The 15,064-nt window shown below is 69.9% G+C and carries 10 protein-coding genes; 3 read left to right on the plus strand and 7 right to left on the minus strand.

Annotated elements, in window-relative coordinates; all coding sequences use genetic code 11:
* Nucleotides 1-2: 2 nt before the first annotated feature.
* From MCHUDSM44219_RS02105 to MCHUDSM44219_RS02115, 3 genes are all read right to left on the minus strand, one after another.
* Nucleotides 3-5,492 carry a type I polyketide synthase gene (locus MCHUDSM44219_RS02105; RefSeq protein ID WP_048416582.1) on the minus strand — a complete coding sequence of 1,830 codons (5,490 nt, stop codon included), beginning with the start codon at nucleotides 5,490-5,492 and terminating at the stop codon, nucleotides 3-5.
* 5 nt (nucleotides 5,493-5,497) lie between these two features.
* Nucleotides 5,498-7,252, minus strand: a complete 1,755-nt coding sequence (locus MCHUDSM44219_RS02110; protein ID WP_048416583.1) for an NAD(P)/FAD-dependent oxidoreductase — start codon at nucleotides 7,250-7,252, stop codon at nucleotides 5,498-5,500.
* Between the two features lie 327 nt (nucleotides 7,253-7,579).
* The gene (locus MCHUDSM44219_RS02115) at nucleotides 7,580-8,263 is read right to left on the minus strand and encodes a Crp/Fnr family transcriptional regulator (RefSeq protein ID WP_053081164.1); all 684 of its coding nucleotides are present in this window, start codon (nucleotides 8,261-8,263) and stop codon (nucleotides 7,580-7,582) included.
* A gap of 86 nt (nucleotides 8,264-8,349) precedes the next feature.
* On the opposite strand from MCHUDSM44219_RS02115, the gene MCHUDSM44219_RS02120 reads away from it, so the two are divergent.
* Nucleotides 8,350-8,709, plus strand: coding sequence for a carboxymuconolactone decarboxylase family protein (locus tag MCHUDSM44219_RS02120; RefSeq protein WP_048416574.1), 360 nt, complete (start codon nucleotides 8,350-8,352; stop codon nucleotides 8,707-8,709).
* 12 nt (nucleotides 8,710-8,721) lie between these two features.
* Here the strand turns inward: MCHUDSM44219_RS02120 and MCHUDSM44219_RS02125 are convergent, their stop codons facing one another.
* The 3 genes from MCHUDSM44219_RS02125 to hglS form a co-directional block, all read right to left on the minus strand.
* Nucleotides 8,722-9,531 (minus strand): SDR family oxidoreductase, encoded by an 810-nt coding sequence (locus MCHUDSM44219_RS02125; RefSeq protein WP_048416575.1) that lies wholly within the window; start codon nucleotides 9,529-9,531, stop codon nucleotides 8,722-8,724.
* Nucleotides 9,532-9,621: 90 nt separating this feature from the next.
* Nucleotides 9,622-11,166: an L-piperidine-6-carboxylate dehydrogenase gene (gene amaB / locus MCHUDSM44219_RS02130; protein WP_048416576.1), complete on the minus strand. Its 1,545-nt coding sequence runs from the start codon at nucleotides 11,164-11,166 to the stop codon at nucleotides 9,622-9,624.
* Nucleotides 11,163-12,392: a 2-oxoadipate dioxygenase/decarboxylase gene (gene hglS, locus MCHUDSM44219_RS02135; RefSeq protein WP_082161995.1), complete on the minus strand. Its 1,230-nt coding sequence runs from the start codon at nucleotides 12,390-12,392 to the stop codon at nucleotides 11,163-11,165. Before hglS ends, amaB begins: the two co-directional genes overlap by 4 nt.
* A 32-nt stretch (nucleotides 12,393-12,424) precedes the next feature.
* On the opposite strand from hglS, the gene MCHUDSM44219_RS02140 reads away from it, so the two are divergent.
* Nucleotides 12,425-12,895, plus strand: a complete 471-nt coding sequence (locus MCHUDSM44219_RS02140; RefSeq protein WP_048416577.1) for an Lrp/AsnC family transcriptional regulator — start codon at nucleotides 12,425-12,427, stop codon at nucleotides 12,893-12,895.
* 49 nt (nucleotides 12,896-12,944) lie between these two features.
* Entirely contained in the window at nucleotides 12,945-14,294 is a 1,350-nt protein-coding gene (lat, locus tag MCHUDSM44219_RS02145; protein WP_048416578.1) for an L-lysine 6-transaminase, read from the plus strand.
* Here the strand turns inward: lat and MCHUDSM44219_RS02150 are convergent.
* A complete protein-coding gene (locus MCHUDSM44219_RS02150; RefSeq protein ID WP_048416586.1) occupies nucleotides 14,263-14,823 on the minus strand; it encodes a restriction endonuclease in 561 nt (186 codons plus the stop codon). The genes lat and MCHUDSM44219_RS02150 overlap by 32 nt on opposite strands.
* Between the last annotated feature and the right edge of the window lie 241 nt (nucleotides 14,824-15,064).

The raw sequence follows: 15,064 nt of genomic DNA on the forward strand, positions 1-15,064 counted from the left end.
CGCTAGCCGGCCCCTTCCAGGTCGTCGAGCAAGGCACGCAGTTCGTCGTCGGACAGCGTCTCGATCAGGCGGTCGAAGTCTTCTGCGGGATCCGCGGTCTCGGCGTCATGGCCGGCGGCCTCGGCCTCGCTGTCCGCGTGGATCTGCCGGAGCTCGGAGAGTATCCGTGCCGCCAGCGAGTTCACGCTGACACCGCGCAGGATCTCGAGCACCGGCAAGTCGATGGAGAACATGCTGTTCACCCGCACCCGGAACTCCATCGCCATCATCGAGTCCAGGCCCAGGTCGTCGAGCATCACCTCGGGATCGATATCGCCTGGTGCGCAATCGAACACGTTGGCCACCACCGTACGGACGTGTTCGGTCACGACGCCGAGCCGTTCGTCATCGGGGGTGGCGGCCAGGATGTCGATGATCGAGGCCCCTCCGGCGTCCCCGCCTGCGCCGCCGGTGTCCTGGAGGTCGCCGAAGATCGCCGGCAGGTGGGCGCTGAAGCTGGACTGGCGGGCGCGCCCCCAGTCGGCGGTGATCGCGACGACGTGCGGCGTCTTCTGTGCGAGGAGCCGATCGAGGATCCGCACGCCCGCGCCGGGGGTGATCAGCTCGATGCCCCGCTGCGCATAGATCCGTTCCAGCTTCAGCTCCTCGACCATGCCGACCGACCACGGACCCCAGCCGATCGTCAACGCGGGCAGCCCGCGCAGCCGCCGGTAGTGTGCGAAGGCGTCGAGGTAGGCGTTGGCGGCGGCGTAGTTGCCCTGCCCGGGGGAGGCGATCACCGAGCCTGCCGATCCGAACATCACGAAGAACTCGAGCTCGGCCTTCTCGAAGGCGTTGTGCAACAGCCGGGTTCCGATGACCTTGGGGGCCATCACGGTGGCGAAATCCTGCTCGGTCATATTCACCAGCAACCGGTCGTCGACCGATCCGGCGGCGTGCACGATGCCACGGATGGGCGGCAGGCCGCCCTGCAGGTACTCGTCGCGCCAGCGTTCGACCTGCTCGGCATCGGTGATATCGACGGCGGCGCAGCGCACCTGGGCGCCGAGGCGTTCGATCCGGCGGATCGTCTCGACGGTCGCGGCATGCGGGTCATCCTGCGGCAGATGCGGCCACAGGGCGCGGGCGGGGATCTTCCGGCGGCTCAGCAGCGTGATGTGCCGCGCACCGCGCTCGGCGAGGTAGAGGGCGACGCTGCGGCCGAGCGCTCCGGTGCCGCCGGTGACGACGTAGGTGGCGTTGGCGCTCAGCTTGGTCGGGAACGGCTTGGTCAGCGTCGCGCAGGGACGCAGGCGGGGCGCCAGCGTGGTGTCGCCCCGCAGCGCGATCTGATCCTCGCCGTCGGTGCCGAGTAGGTGCCGGCAAAGCCGTCCGGCGGTCAGGTCCACGTCGTCGGTGTCGTCGATGTCGACCAGTCCGCCCCACAGTTCGGGGAATTCCTGGTGTCCGATGACCCGGCCCAGACCCCACACGGTGGCCTGGTCGACCGCCAGTTCCTCGGTGCCCAGCGCCGGTTGCGCGTTGGCGGTGACCACGTGCAGGCGCGGCTTGGCCCCGTCGAGTTGGGCGAGCGCGTTGACCAGGTGCAGCAGCGTGATGACACCGAGCCGGTCGTCGGAGCCGGCGTAGATGTCCACGGGCCAGAGGTCGATGACGCCGGTCAGGGCGCCGTCCCGTGCGGCCAGCACGGCGAGGAGTTCCCGAACCTGTTCTGCCCGTTGCGGGTTGACGGCGTACCCCTCGTCGACCTCGGTGAGGGCGTCGACGGGTTGGTGTATGACCTCGCAGACGCGGTGCCCGCGTGCGCGCAGTTGCCGACCGAGTGCCGCGCCGAATCCGACGGTGTCGTCGAAGATCAGCCACGAGCCGTCCTCGGCCTCCTTGGCCTCCTCGGCCTCAGCGATCGCCGGAAGTGCTTGCCACTGCACCTCGTAGAGGCCGCGGTCGATGCGCTCGGTCGACATCGCCGAGGATGCGCTGAGCGACTGGACCGTGAACCCGTGCAGCACCGCCAGGGTCTCGCCGAGCCGGTCGACGATCGTGATGTCGCTCTCGATCTCCTCCCGCCCGGCCGACACGACGCGCACGTGGACCGTCATGTCCTGTTGCGGCCTGCCGTAGACGGCGCTGTGCCGCACGCGCGTCGGGAGATAGGTGCCTGCGTCCGCCCCGGTGACGGCTGTCGTGCCGAACAGCGTCTGGAACGCGCCGTCGATCAGCGCGGGATGGAAGTGGAAGTCCTCGACATCGGTGGCGACCCCGGCCGGGACGGCGAGTTGCGCTCTGGCCCAGCCCTCGCCGCCGGCGACGTCACGCACCGAGCGGAACACCTCTCCGTACTCGAAGCCGAGCGACGCGGTGCGGGCGTAGAACTCGTCGGCGCTGAGGTGTACCGCGGCCCGGTCGTCGGTGGCGACGTCGTGCGCGGGCGGCGAGCCGAGGGTGTTGAGTTCGGCGGTGGCAGTCACCGTCCACCCGAAGTCGCCGTCGCCGATCGCGGTGAACGCGGTGAACTCGATCGTGCCCTTGGCCTCGTCGAGGGTCGTCCGCACGACGGGGTCGCAGGTGTCGTCCAGGATCAGGGCGCGATGCAGCACGAGATCGTCGACGCTGCAGGCAGATCCGTACGTCACCGACGCTGCGGCCAATGCCATCTCGAGGAACACGGCGCCGGGGACCACCACGGTGCCCTGAACCTGGTGGTCGGCCAGGAACGGCAGCGCGGCGGTGCTGAGCTCGACCTCCCACGCCGGGTGTGCGCCCGCCACCGGCTGTCCCAGCAGCGGATGCACCGGCTGGTAGTGCAGGTCCTCGGCCGCCTCTGGGGTCTCGTTCCAGTACCGCTTGGACTGCCACGGGTAGGTCGGCAGCCCGACGAGGCGCGCACCGTCGGCGGGATGCACCGTCTCCCAGTCGATGTCGTGGCCGTGGCTGTGCACGGTGGCGACGCAGTTCATCAGGGTGCGGGCGTCGTCGTCGCCGCGCCGCTGGCTCGGCACCGTGAGCACGCGTTGGGACCCGGCGATCTCCAGCAGTGACGCGGCCAGCACGGGGTGCGGGCCCAGCTCCACGAAATGGGTGTAGCCGTCGTCGAGCATCCGGCGCGCGGCGGCTTCGAAAAGCACGGTGGCGCGGGTGTTCTGCCACCAGTAGGCGGCGCCGGCGGCGTAGTCGGTGAGCCGTTCGCCGGTGACGGTCGAGTACAGCGGGAGGGTCGCCGTCGCCGACGACAGGCCGTCGAACGCCGCGTACAGGTCCTCTCTCACGGTGTCCATGTAGTGCGTGTGATACGGCACCTTCACGGCGAGGTAGCGGTTGAAGATCTGCGCCTCGTCGAGTTGACGGACGATCTCGGCGAGGACGTCTTCGTCACCGGCGATCGTCACCGCGTGCGGGCTGTTGATCGCCGCGACGGACACCCGATGGCCGAATTCCGCGGCGCTGGCGGGATCGATCGTCTGCATCAGCGCTTCGGCGCCGAGGCCCACGGCGACCATTCGGCCCAGACCGGTGGTGCGTTGCTGCAGCCGGCTGCGGTGGTAGATCACCGACACGGACTGCTCGAAGGTGAGCAGCCCGGCGAGATGGTGCGCGGCCACCTCGCCGGCACTGTGCCCGATCACCGCGTCGGGCACCACACCGAAGTGGCGCAGCTGTTCGGCCAGCGCGATCTGGATCGCGAAATTGGCCGGCTGCGCGACCTCGGTCTCACCCATCCGGGTCGAGTCGTCGTCGCGCCGCAGCTCTTCCAGCAGTGACCAGCCGCTGTGGCGGGCGAACTCGCGGTCGGTGCGTTCGATGCTGGCGGTGAAGACGGGGTAGACGTCGAGCAGCCCCCGGCACATCTGCGCCCACTGCGGACCCATGCCGGTGCAGACGAACGCCAGCTTCGGCGTCTCCGGCCCCGAGCGTCCGAGGACGGCCTGGCCGCCGCCGGCGGCCAGGGCGTCGAGCTGATCGCGGGCGTCGTCGATGCCGTCGACGGTCAGGGTGCGGCGGTAGCTCAGGTGCGATCGGCGCCGACTCAGGGTGTAGCCCAGGTCGGCCAGCGCCAGATCCGGTTGCGCGCGAAGGTGATCGGCGAGCTGGCGGGCCGTGGCGGTCAGCGCCTCCTCGGAGCGCGCGGACAGGGGCAGCAGCGTCAGGGCCGGGTCCTGACGAGGCTCACGTGGAGCAGGGGCGGTCGGCGGTTCGGCGAGCACGACGTGGGCGTTGGTCCCGCCGAACCCGAACGAGTTCACGCCGGCGACGCGCCGCTTCCCGCCCGGGAACGGCTGCGCGGTGCGCGGGACGTCGAGATGCAGTTCGGCCAGTGGGCTGCTCGGGGTGGTCAGGTGCAGGCTCGCCGGGATCGTCCCGTGCTGCAGCGCCAGCGCGGCTTTGATCAGCCCCGCGACGCCCGCGCCGGCCTCGAGGTGGCCGATGTTGGTCTTCACCGAGCCGATCAGCAGCGGGTCGTCGGCGGAACGGTCGGCGGCGAGCGCACCGGCCAGCGCCCGCGTCTCGACGGGGTCGCCCACCGGGGTTCCGGTGCCGTGCGCTTCGACATAGCCGACGTCGCCGGGCTGCACACCGGCCCGCTGCAACGCGGTGGTGATCGCTGCCCGTTGGGCGTCTTCGCTCGGCACCGTGATGCCGTCGGTGTGTCCGTCCTGGGTGACCGCGGTGCCGAGGATCTGGGCGTAGATGTGGTCGCCGTCGCGCAACGCCTCGGACAGGGGTTTGATGACGACGACGGCGCCGCCCTCGCCGCGGGCATAGCCGTCGGCGGATTCGTCGAAGGCCTTGCAGCGGCCGTCGGGGCTGAGGAAGCCGCTCTTGGATTCGGCGATCGCGGTGTTGGGGCCGACGATGATGTTGACCCCGCCGGCCAGCGCGAGCTCGCAGTCGCCGTTCCAGATACTCTGTGCGGCAAGGTGAACGGCGACCAGCGAGCTGGAGCAGGCGGTGTCGATCGCCATGCTCGGGCCGCGGAAGTCGAACGCGAACGAGATCCGGTTCGCGAGCATCGTCATCATCATCCCGGTCGCGGAATGCGGCTTGAAGCGGAACCGGCTGGTGCGGCCCTGGTTCTGCAGGAGCTGATAGTCGAGCGTGAAGCCGCCGATGAACACGCCGACGTCGGTGCCGGCCAGTCCTTCTGCGGGGATGCCGCCGTCTTCGAGCGCCTCCCAGGTGGCGTGCAGGAGCAGGCGCTGCTGGGGATCGAGCAGGTTCGCCTCGCGCGGCGAGATGCCGAAGAACGCGGCGTCGAACTGGTCGATCTCCTCGAGGTATCCGCCGCGGCGGGTGACCATCTTGCCGGCCTTGCCCGGATGCGGATCGTGGAATCGGGGTGCGTACCAGCGCGATTCGGGGACCTCGCGGGTGGCGTCGGTCTCACTCAGCAGGAGCCGCCAATAGTCCTGCGGCGAGTCGACTCCGCCGGGCAGGCGGCATCCGATGCCGACGATCGCCAGCGGCTCCCGGTGCTGGTCGGCAGGTTCGGTCATGCCTGTCATCGTGCCGCTGCGGTGCACAGAACCCAGTCGGTGCTGATCGGGTTGATCGCCTGCTGCTCGCGGTACACCGACCGGAGTTCGCGCAGCAACGAATCCCGCTGCCACGCCTGGGCCTGGGCCATCACGTCGTCGTCGGAGAAGCGCGACGCCTTGTCGGTGAGCACCTCGTCGATCACCTGGCCGGCGACCTGACGCAGCAGCAGCGCATTGGCGTCGAACTGCTCACGCACCGCCGTGGACGTTCCCATCATCGAATGATGCAGTGTCGCCATGAAGTTCAGCGGCACGTACAGGTCGACGAACCGCGGCGGGGAGGGGTCGTGCTCGACGGCGGCCCACTCGCGCAGGAACTGCTGCATGCGGTTGCTCAGGTCGATCAGCCCCTGCAGGTACGGCACGAGTTCGGGATCGTCGGCGACCTGTGTGAATCGGTCGTTGCTGTAAAGGAATCCGATGAAGCCCCAGTAGAACGCGATGTCCCAGATGACCTTGACCGCCATCACCGTCGGCGAGCCCATCAGCACGTACTGATCGCGGTAGATGTTGCACCACATGTCGGTCAGCGAGCGGAACAGGGAGTCGCTGATGGCCGCGCGGGCGACCACGTCGGCGCCGTCTAGCTCGCGGGTGATCAGGTCGGTGACCAGTCCGTTGCCGATCGCGACCAGGTCCAGCCCCGACGAGTAGAGCGGATCGAGGAAGACGCCCGCGTCACCGGTGAGGCACCAGCGGCTCTGTCCGTCGTAGACCTTGTCGACGGTGTGGCTGTAGTTCTTCATCACCCGGAAGTCCTGGATCTGCTCGGCGTGCTCGTCGAGCACCGCGGCGCACTGCGGTTCGTGCCGGCGCAGCCAGGTCATCGCCTTGTCCAGGGTGTTGTACTCGTCGAAGGGGTGGAACGCCGGGTCGGCCACGATGCCGACGCTGGTGGCGCCGGAGGCGAGCCGGATCAGCCACACCCAATAGCCCTCGCCCATCAGGTGATTGGTCGAGAATTCGCGTCGGCCCTCGGTCAGCCGGGAATGCCAGGTCGGGTCGTCGCTCCAGCCGCCGACGTCGATCTCGGTCTTGATGCGCAGCCACGCCGCGCTGCACTGGTGTCCGTTGGCGCGCTTGAGATCCAGTTCGCGGGGGAGCAGCCGGTTGCGGCCGGACGCGTCGACCACCCAGCGGGCGGTGGTCTCGGTGACGTCGTCGTCGCGCTGGATGGACAGCCGGTGCGGCGCGGTACCGGCGCCGAGGTCCACCGACCGGACGCGGCCGGTGGCGAACGCGACACCGTCGGCGACGCAGCGGCGGTAGAGCTCGTTCTCCAGCCGGCCGCGGTCGATCTGATAGGTGGTCTGCGGCACGAACGCGCTGCTGCCGACCTCCACCCGCTGGGCGATGTCGGTGTTGCCGTTGTTGGTGAAGAACATCCGCAGCCCCATCTTGCGCAGCTGGGCGTCCTGCAGGTGGTCGGCCAGGCCGAGCCGGTCACGCAGATAGTGCGCGGAGATCTCGACCGTGGACTCACCGACGGTGTGGGTGATCTCGGGCACGGGGTGCGGTGTCGGCTCGACGACCAGGACCCGGGTGCCCGGCCGCTCGGAGCGCAGTTGCAGCGCCAGCGTCAGGGCCGCGACACCGCCGCCGATGATCGCGACGTGGTGCTCGCTCGGGTCGTCGCCGGCCGCGGCCAACCGCGATTTGATGCGTCGGGCGAGAGCGTCCCGTGCCTTGTCATCGAGTTGCGACACCTGCGCTCGCACGTCCACGGTCGTCCTTTCCTCGAAGGCCGGAAGCGGCCGTCCAGAGTTCGGAGATTACACGCGGGGCGTGCCCCGCCCGGGCGAAAGAAAACGGCTGACCAGCGACGAATCGACGCTCCCGCGGGTGTACTGGGCGGCGCGGGCGCCGCCGACGACTGCGCGACCGCCACCCCTGCCGGCAGCCGGTGTTTGCCGGCGGGTGCGGGGACGGGGACGACATGCGGGTGCTGACCGGTGTGTTGTTTGCGAGAAGTGGCTCACCCGGCACGGTCGCCATGCGCACGATGCGCTGGTCGTTACGGGTTTCTTACGAATCCGCTGTTCTGGTCAGGCGGGGCGGTGCACGGCGATCAGCGCGTCGGCCTGCCGGGCGCACCGTCGTAGCGCGGCGAGGTCGCGGATCGTCACCCCGTGGTCGTCGAGGGTGATCCAGCCGTTGGCGACGAAGGCCGCGAGCGCGTCGGTGCCGGAGGTGTGCCCGGCGCCGGCCAGCTGGGTGAGGTCGTCGTTGTGCAGCCCGCACGCGATGTGCACGGTGCCGTCACTGCGGGTGTCGAAGCGCGACGCGAGGTGCACGAGCTGTCCGGCGATCCGGCCGGCGACCCCGGTCGACGCGAAGCCCACCAGCTGCGCCTCCACGTCGTCGAGCCGCTCGGTCAGCCGTTCGAGCAGCAACCAGCACCACTGCGGGTCGTCGGTGAGCACGGCGCGCAGCATCTGCCGCGGGACCCTGGTGGCGATCACGCGGGACAGCGCGGTCGCCGTGCTGGTGCGCGGCCCGGGATCGAAGACGGCGAGCTCACCGAGCACGTCGCCGGGGCCGAGCACGGCCATCAGGAAGTCGCGGCCGTCGTGGCTGCGGCGTGAGACGCGGACGTGGCCGCTGCGGATGACGAGCATGTGATCGCCGGGATCACCCTCACCGAAGATCACGGTCGACTCTCCGAACATCACGTCCGCGTTCAACCGGTCGAGCTCGCGCAGCTGCGCACGGTCGAGACGGCCCTTCATGGTTCACGACGCTACGAAGGGGGCCTCTACCGCATAAGGGCCTTTCGGCCCTCGCCGCCTGCGTCAATGGGCCTCAGACTCTCGGCATGGACGACCATGGGCATCATCACGACGTTCTCAACGACCTGCGGCCGCAGCATCGCGCGCTGCGGCAGATGATTCCGGACGTCTACAAGGGGTTCGCCGCGTTGAGCGAGGCGGCGCTCGTCGACGGTGCCTTGAGTCAGAAGGTCAAGGAGCTGATGGCGATGACGATCGGGATCGTGCACGGCTGCGACGGCTGTATCGCCTCGCACGCGCGGTCGGCCGCGCGTGCCGGTGCCACCTCAGAGGAGGCTGCCGAGGCCATCGGCGTGACGATCATGATGCACGGCGGCCCGGCGACCATTTACGGAGCACGGGCGTACTCGGCGTTCTGCGAGTTCGTCGGAGACGGCGCCGGATAGGCTCGCCGCTCGTCAGAACGCGCGCAATGTCCGCTGGTAGCGCCGCATCCCGGAGATCCAACGGTCGTAGTCGCCGCCCTTGTGCCGGTACATCCCCAGCAGCTCGGCGTGGGGCAGCACCATGAACCGGTCGGCGAGCATCGCGTCGATCGTCGCGGTCGCGACGTCGGCCGCGCTGATCACCGAGGCAGACTGCTCGACCGACGACGCCCCGAGCCGGCCATCGGGATCGTCGGTGCTCCGGACCGCCTGCAGCAGCGGTGTTTCCACCCCGAGCGGGCACACACAGCTGACACCGATGCCGTCGTCGCCGTAGGTGATGGCAAGCCACTCGGCGAACCCGACCGCCGCATGCTTGCTCACCGCGTATCCGGCCGCGCCGAGTTGCGTCAGCAGTCCCGCCGCCGACGCCACCGCCACGAAGTACCCGGAGCCCCGCGACTGCCAGTGCGGGACAACCAGTCTCGCCGCTCGGATGTGCGCGCGCAGGTTCACGTCGAGGATGACGTCCCAGTCGGCTTCGGACCCCAGTCCCGGGGCCCCCATGACGCCGGCATTGGCGACGTAGATGTCGACCGGATCGAACTCCCGACTGGCCAGCGTGATCATGCCTTCGATGTCGACCACGTCGGCAGCGTCCGCCCGCAGCGCCACCGCCTGGCCTCCGGCCGAGCGGATCGCCTCCGCCGTCGCGTGCGCGTTCTGCTCGTCGAGGTCGCCGACGACCACCCGCACTCCGCGCTGCGCGAGACCGTCGGCGATCGCCGCCCCGATTCCTGAGCCTGCGCCCGTGACGATCGCGACCTTGCCGTCCAATTCCATGTGCTGATTGTCGACTGCGAGCGTGCGTGAACTCCCGGTCTGAGGCGGCGTGTCGGCCGCAGACACGCCCGCTCGCGCGCAAAGGGGCCTCTACCCGAAGTGGACGCCCTGGGCCAGCGGGAGCTCCGAGGAGTAGTTCACCGTGTTGGTGGCGCGCCGCATGTAGGCCTTCCACGCGTCCGAGCCGGACTCGCGGCCGCCGCCGGTCTCCTTCTCGCCACCGAACGCCCCGCCGATCTCGGCGCCGGACGTGCCGATGTTGACGTTGGCGATCCCGCAGTCCGACCCGTCGGCGGCCAGGAAGCGCTCCGCCTCGCGGACGTCGAGGGTGAAGATCGCTGACGAAAGTCCCTGCGGCACCGCGTTGTTCATCGCGATGGCCTCGTCGAGCGTCTCGTAGGTCATCACGTAGAGGATCGGCGCGAACGTCTCGAGGTGCACGACCTCGCTCTGCGCGGGCATCCGCACCACCGCGGGACGGACATAGAACGCGCCCTCGTCACCGACGTCCACGCGGTCGCCACCGGTCACCTCGCCACCCTCGGCGGCGGCCTGCTGCAGCGCGCCGACCATGTCGCGGTATGAGGTCTCGTGGATCAGCGGGCCCACCAGCGTGCCGTCGGCCGACGGGTCGCCGACCGGCAGTTGGGCGTACGCGGACACGATCCGCGACACCAGCTCGTCGGCGATCGAGGAGTGCACGATCAGCCGGCGAAGCGTCGTGCAGCGCTGACCGGCCGTGCCGGCCGCCGAGAACACGATGCCACGCACCGCGAGGTCCAGGTCGGCCGAAGGCGTCACCACCGCGGCGTTGTTGCCGCCGAGTTCGAGCAGCGCCTTGCCGAAGCGCTGCGCCACCCGCGGGCCGATCTGCCGGCCCATCCGCACCGAGCCGGTCGCCGAGAGCAGCGCGATGCGGTGATCCTCGACCAGCCGCTCGCCGACCTCGCGGCCACCCTGCACCAGCTGCGAAATGCCCTCGGGGGCGCCGACGTCGGCGCACGCCCGGGCCAGCAGCGCGTGGCAGGCGATCGCGGTCAGCGGGGTCAGCTCGGACGGCTTCCACACCACCGTGTCACCGCACACCAGCGCGACCGCGGTGTTCCACGCCCACACCGCGACGGGGAAGTTGAACGCGGTGATGACACCGACCACGCCCAGCGGATGCCAGGTCTCCATCAGCCGGTGTCCCGGCCGCTCGGAGGCGATCGTCTTGCCGTAGAGCTGACGGGACAGTCCCACGGCGAACTCGCAGATGTCGATCATCTCCTGCACTTCGCCCAGCGCCTCGGAGGTGATCTTGCCCGCTTCGATGGTCACCAGCGAGGCCAGCTCTTCTTTGTGCTCGACGAGCAGCTGACCGAGCCGGGCCACCAACGCGCCGCGCACCGGCGCCGGCGTGGTCCGCCACGTGGCGAACGCCTCCGCGGCCGCGGCGATCGCCGCGTCGACCTGATCGGGGGTCGACTCCGCGACGGTGAACAGCACGTCGCCGTTGATCGGCGAGCTGGCGGTGACGCCGCCGGCGTTCGGCTCGCCGAGCGGCACCTGCGCGCCGACGGCGGTCATCGCCTCGCGTACGCGGGTGCGCAGCGCGTCGGAGGTGGGCAGGGGGGATGTCACAACGGTGGTCATGAGCACGCGACTTTCTCGTAGAGGTCGTACGGGTCGTGAATGTGATGGCCGATGCGGCCGGCCATCCAGTCCTGGCTGTAGGAGGTGTTATCGGCGCCCTCGGCGGCCGGGGATTCGCTGTCGAGGTTGGAGCGGAAGATGCCGGCCGCCGACGCGGGCAGGAAGTCCTCGTACACAACGGGTCTGGCGGGGTCGCCGTCGTGGTAGTAGGCCAGCCCGGAGCCCGCCATCTCGGCGTCGGTCGCGGGGAAGTGCTGATCCCACACCGCGGCCGGGTCGGGGCACGCCATCGCCGCGTCGTAACGCTGCCGGCCCAGCGGGGTCAGTGCGACCCCGCGCTGCTCGACCTCGCCGAAGCGTACCCGCAGCGTCCCGTCCACCACGGAACCGTCGGCCAGCCGGAACCGGCGCGGCTCGGTGAGCGCCCGAAACGAGGTCTGCCGCAACAGCACCTGCGGGCCATCGGTGCGCGGCGGGCCCTGGATGTGGTCGATCATCGTGATACCGCGCGCGGTCATGGCGCGCTGCAGCGCGTCGATGTCGAGCACCCGCGGGGTCAGGTGATTGATGTGGGTGGAGCGCACGCCGGCGATGTCGGCGGCCACTGCGGAGACCGCGGAGAGTTCGTCGTACCAGCCCCGGTCGATGGGCTCGCGCGACAGCGCGAACGCCGACACCGCGGCGGCGACGAAGTCGTCGGCCTCCGCTGTGGGGCACCCGCCGTCGGCGGCGATGCGCCGCGCCGCCGCGACGAGCGCGGGGTCGAACAGCCGGCGTGTCTCGAGGAAGGCCGCCACCCGCGCGCGCAGGTCGGCGGAGAAGAACCGCCGGTCGGCTGAGGCCAGGACGGAGGTGAACACACGGAAGGGGTTGCGCGCCAACTCCTCCGGATCGAGCGGCCGGAACGCCGTGGAGACCACGGGGACGGGGGAGGCAGCCTCGCGCAGGTCGTAGAAGCCGACGGGGTACATGCCGAACGCGGAGAACAGGTCGGCGACGTCAGCGAGTTCCTCGGCGGTGCCGATGCGGATCGCTCCGTGCCGTTCGGCGGTGACCCGGTCCAGCGAGCCGAGCCGCACGGCCTCGCCGTCGGCGGCGACAACGCCGCGGTTCACCTCTGAGCTGACCTCGACGAGGGTGTGGTAGGCGGGGACCTCGGCGCCGTACATGGCCGCCAGCCCGGCCGCGAATTGCGCCCGCAAACGCCAGGTTTCAGTGATGGACACGGACGCATGCCCCCTTCCGATACAGTGCGGCCATGACCGGCCCCGAGGAATGCCCGCCGCTCGACGACATCGATCGCGTGCTGGTGCGTGAACTGGTCGCCGACGGGCGCGCCACACTGGCGCAGCTAGCTGCGACGGCGGGGCTGTCGGTGTCGGCGGTGCAGTCGCGGGTGCGCCGGCTGGAGTCGCGCGGCGTGGTCACCGGGTACACGGCCCGGATCAACCCCGAGTCCGTCGGCAACATGCTCTCGGCGTTCGTCGCCATCACTCCTCTCGATCCGTCTCAACCCGATGATGCGCCTGCCCGGCTCGAGCACATCCCCGAAATCGAGTCCTGCTATTCGGTGGCCGGGGAGGACAGCTACGTCCTGTTGGTGCACGTGGCGTCGGCGCGGGCGCTTGAAGGTCTGCTGCAGCGCATCCGCACCGCGGCCGATGTGAAGACCCGCAGCACGATCATCCTACATAAATTCTACAGCGACAGACGCTACATACCGGAGTAGTAGCGGTCAAAAGTGGCTTTGACGGTAAATATTCCGTTAGGATGCCCGTATGACTGATGTTCTGCCGGCGCGCGTCCAGAATGCGCTCACCCCCGCCGACGTCCGCCCCGTGCTGGCCCGCAGCATCCTGGCCGACGGTCTGGACCTGGTTCTCGACATCGAGCGCTCGCACGGCTCGTATCTGGTCGACGCCCGTACCGGTCGTGGCTACCTCGACATGTTCACGTTCTTCGCGTCCTCGGCGCTCGGCATGAACCATCCGGCGCTGGCCGGTGACGAGGAGTTCCGCGCCGAGCTGACCGCGGCCGCGCTGAACAAGCCGAGCAACTCCGACGTCTACAGCGTCCCGATGGCGCGCTTCGTCGACACCTTCGCGCGCGTCCTCGGCGACCCCGCGCTGCCCCACCTGTTCTTCGTCGACGGCGGTGCGCTGGCTGTCGAGAACGCACTCAAGGTCGCGTTCGACTGGAAGAGCCGCCTCAACGAGGCACAGGGCCGCAGCCCGGAACTCGGCACCAAGGTGCTGCACCTGCGCGGCGCGTTCCACGGCCGCAGCGGCTACACGATGTCGCTGACCAACACCGACCCGAACAAGGTCGCGCGGTTCCCCAAGTTCGACTGGCCACGCATCGACGCGCCGTACCTGCGGTCGGGTGCCGATGTCGAGGCGCTCGAAGCCGAGTCGCTGCGGCAGGCCCGCGCGGCGTTCGAAGCCGCTCCGCACGACATCGCGTGCTTCATCGCCGAGCCGATCCAGGGTGAGGGCGGCGACCGGCACATCCGCCCGCAGTTCTTCGCCGCGATGCGCGCGCTGTGCGACGAGTTCGACGCGCTGCTGATCTTCGACGAGGTGCAGACCGGCTGCGGCATCACCGGAACCGCTTGGGCGTACCAGCAACTCGGCGTGATGCCCGACGTGGTCGCGTTCGGTAAGAAGACCCAGGTGTGCGGCGTGATGGCCGGCGGCCGGGTCGACGAGGTGCCCGACAACGTGTTCGCGGTCAGCTCGCGGATCAACTCGACGTGGGGTGGCAACCTGGTCGACATGGTGCGCTCGCGCCGCATCCTCGAGGTGATCGAGGCCGACGGCCTGTTCGAGCGCGCCGCCGAGAACGGCCGCTATCTGCGTGACCGGCTCGACGAGCTGGCCGCCGCGTTCCCGACCCTGGTGCACGACGTGCGCGGCCGCGGGCTGATGTGCGCGTTCAGCATGTCCAGCGCCGCGCTACGCGACACGCTGGTGGCCCGGCTGTGGGACGCCGGGGTGATCATGCTCGGCTGCGGACCCGACAGCGTGCGGTTCCGGCCCGCGCTGACGGTGTCGCGCGACGAGATCGACACGGCGGTCGACGCGGTCAGCGCGGTGCTCAGGTCGATGTCGGTTCGATCGGCTGGGTGAGCCGGCGGATCGTCGAGCGCAGCCTCGGCAATTCAGCGCCGCCGACCAGCTCACACCCGTGCAGTTCCGCGAGCTTGCGTGCGGCAGGGGTGAATTGGTGGTTGGTGACGACCATGGTGCGGGTGCAGTCCTGCATCGGGGCGCCGGCCACCACCTCCTGCACCGCGCCCGTCCCGACCGGCCGTGACTGACGCTTGCACTGCACCGCCAGGCGGTGCGGTCGGTGGCCGACGATGAGGTCGACGCCCCAGTCCCCGGACAGCGGCGTCATGATCACGGGCACGCCGACCGAGCGCGCGATCCGCGCCACGTAGTCCTCGAACTCGGTGCCCGACATCTCGTCCCGCACGGCCCGCTCCCGCTCGCCCGGGGTGGCCGCGCCGACGACGATCGCGGCCAGGAAGCGCGGCAGCAGCGGTGTGACCGCCGCGAGCACCACACACCACCAGCCCGGCACCCCGAGCAGATACGCGCAGGCGCCCGCGGCGACGCCCAGCGCCATCGCCAGTCGCCAGCGTGTCCAGCTCACACCCGGATCGTAGGGGCGCACCCCGACACACCACGTTTACCCGCGGGGGTGTCCGGGAAGTCACGATTGCATGACGGACCTGTCAGGCCACCGGAGCCGGCACGGCGTCGATTACGACGACCACGGTGTGCGCGACGCCGTGCGCGCCGGACTGGGTTTCGCGGCGGCGGGTCTGCTGTTCCTGATCACCGCCTCGCTGTGGATGAGCACCTGCACGGGTTCGACGGTCGACGCGCTGGCG

Source organism: Mycolicibacterium chubuense, from assembly GCF_001044255.1.
GTDB lineage: Bacteria > Actinomycetota > Actinomycetes > Mycobacteriales > Mycobacteriaceae > Mycobacterium > Mycobacterium chubuense.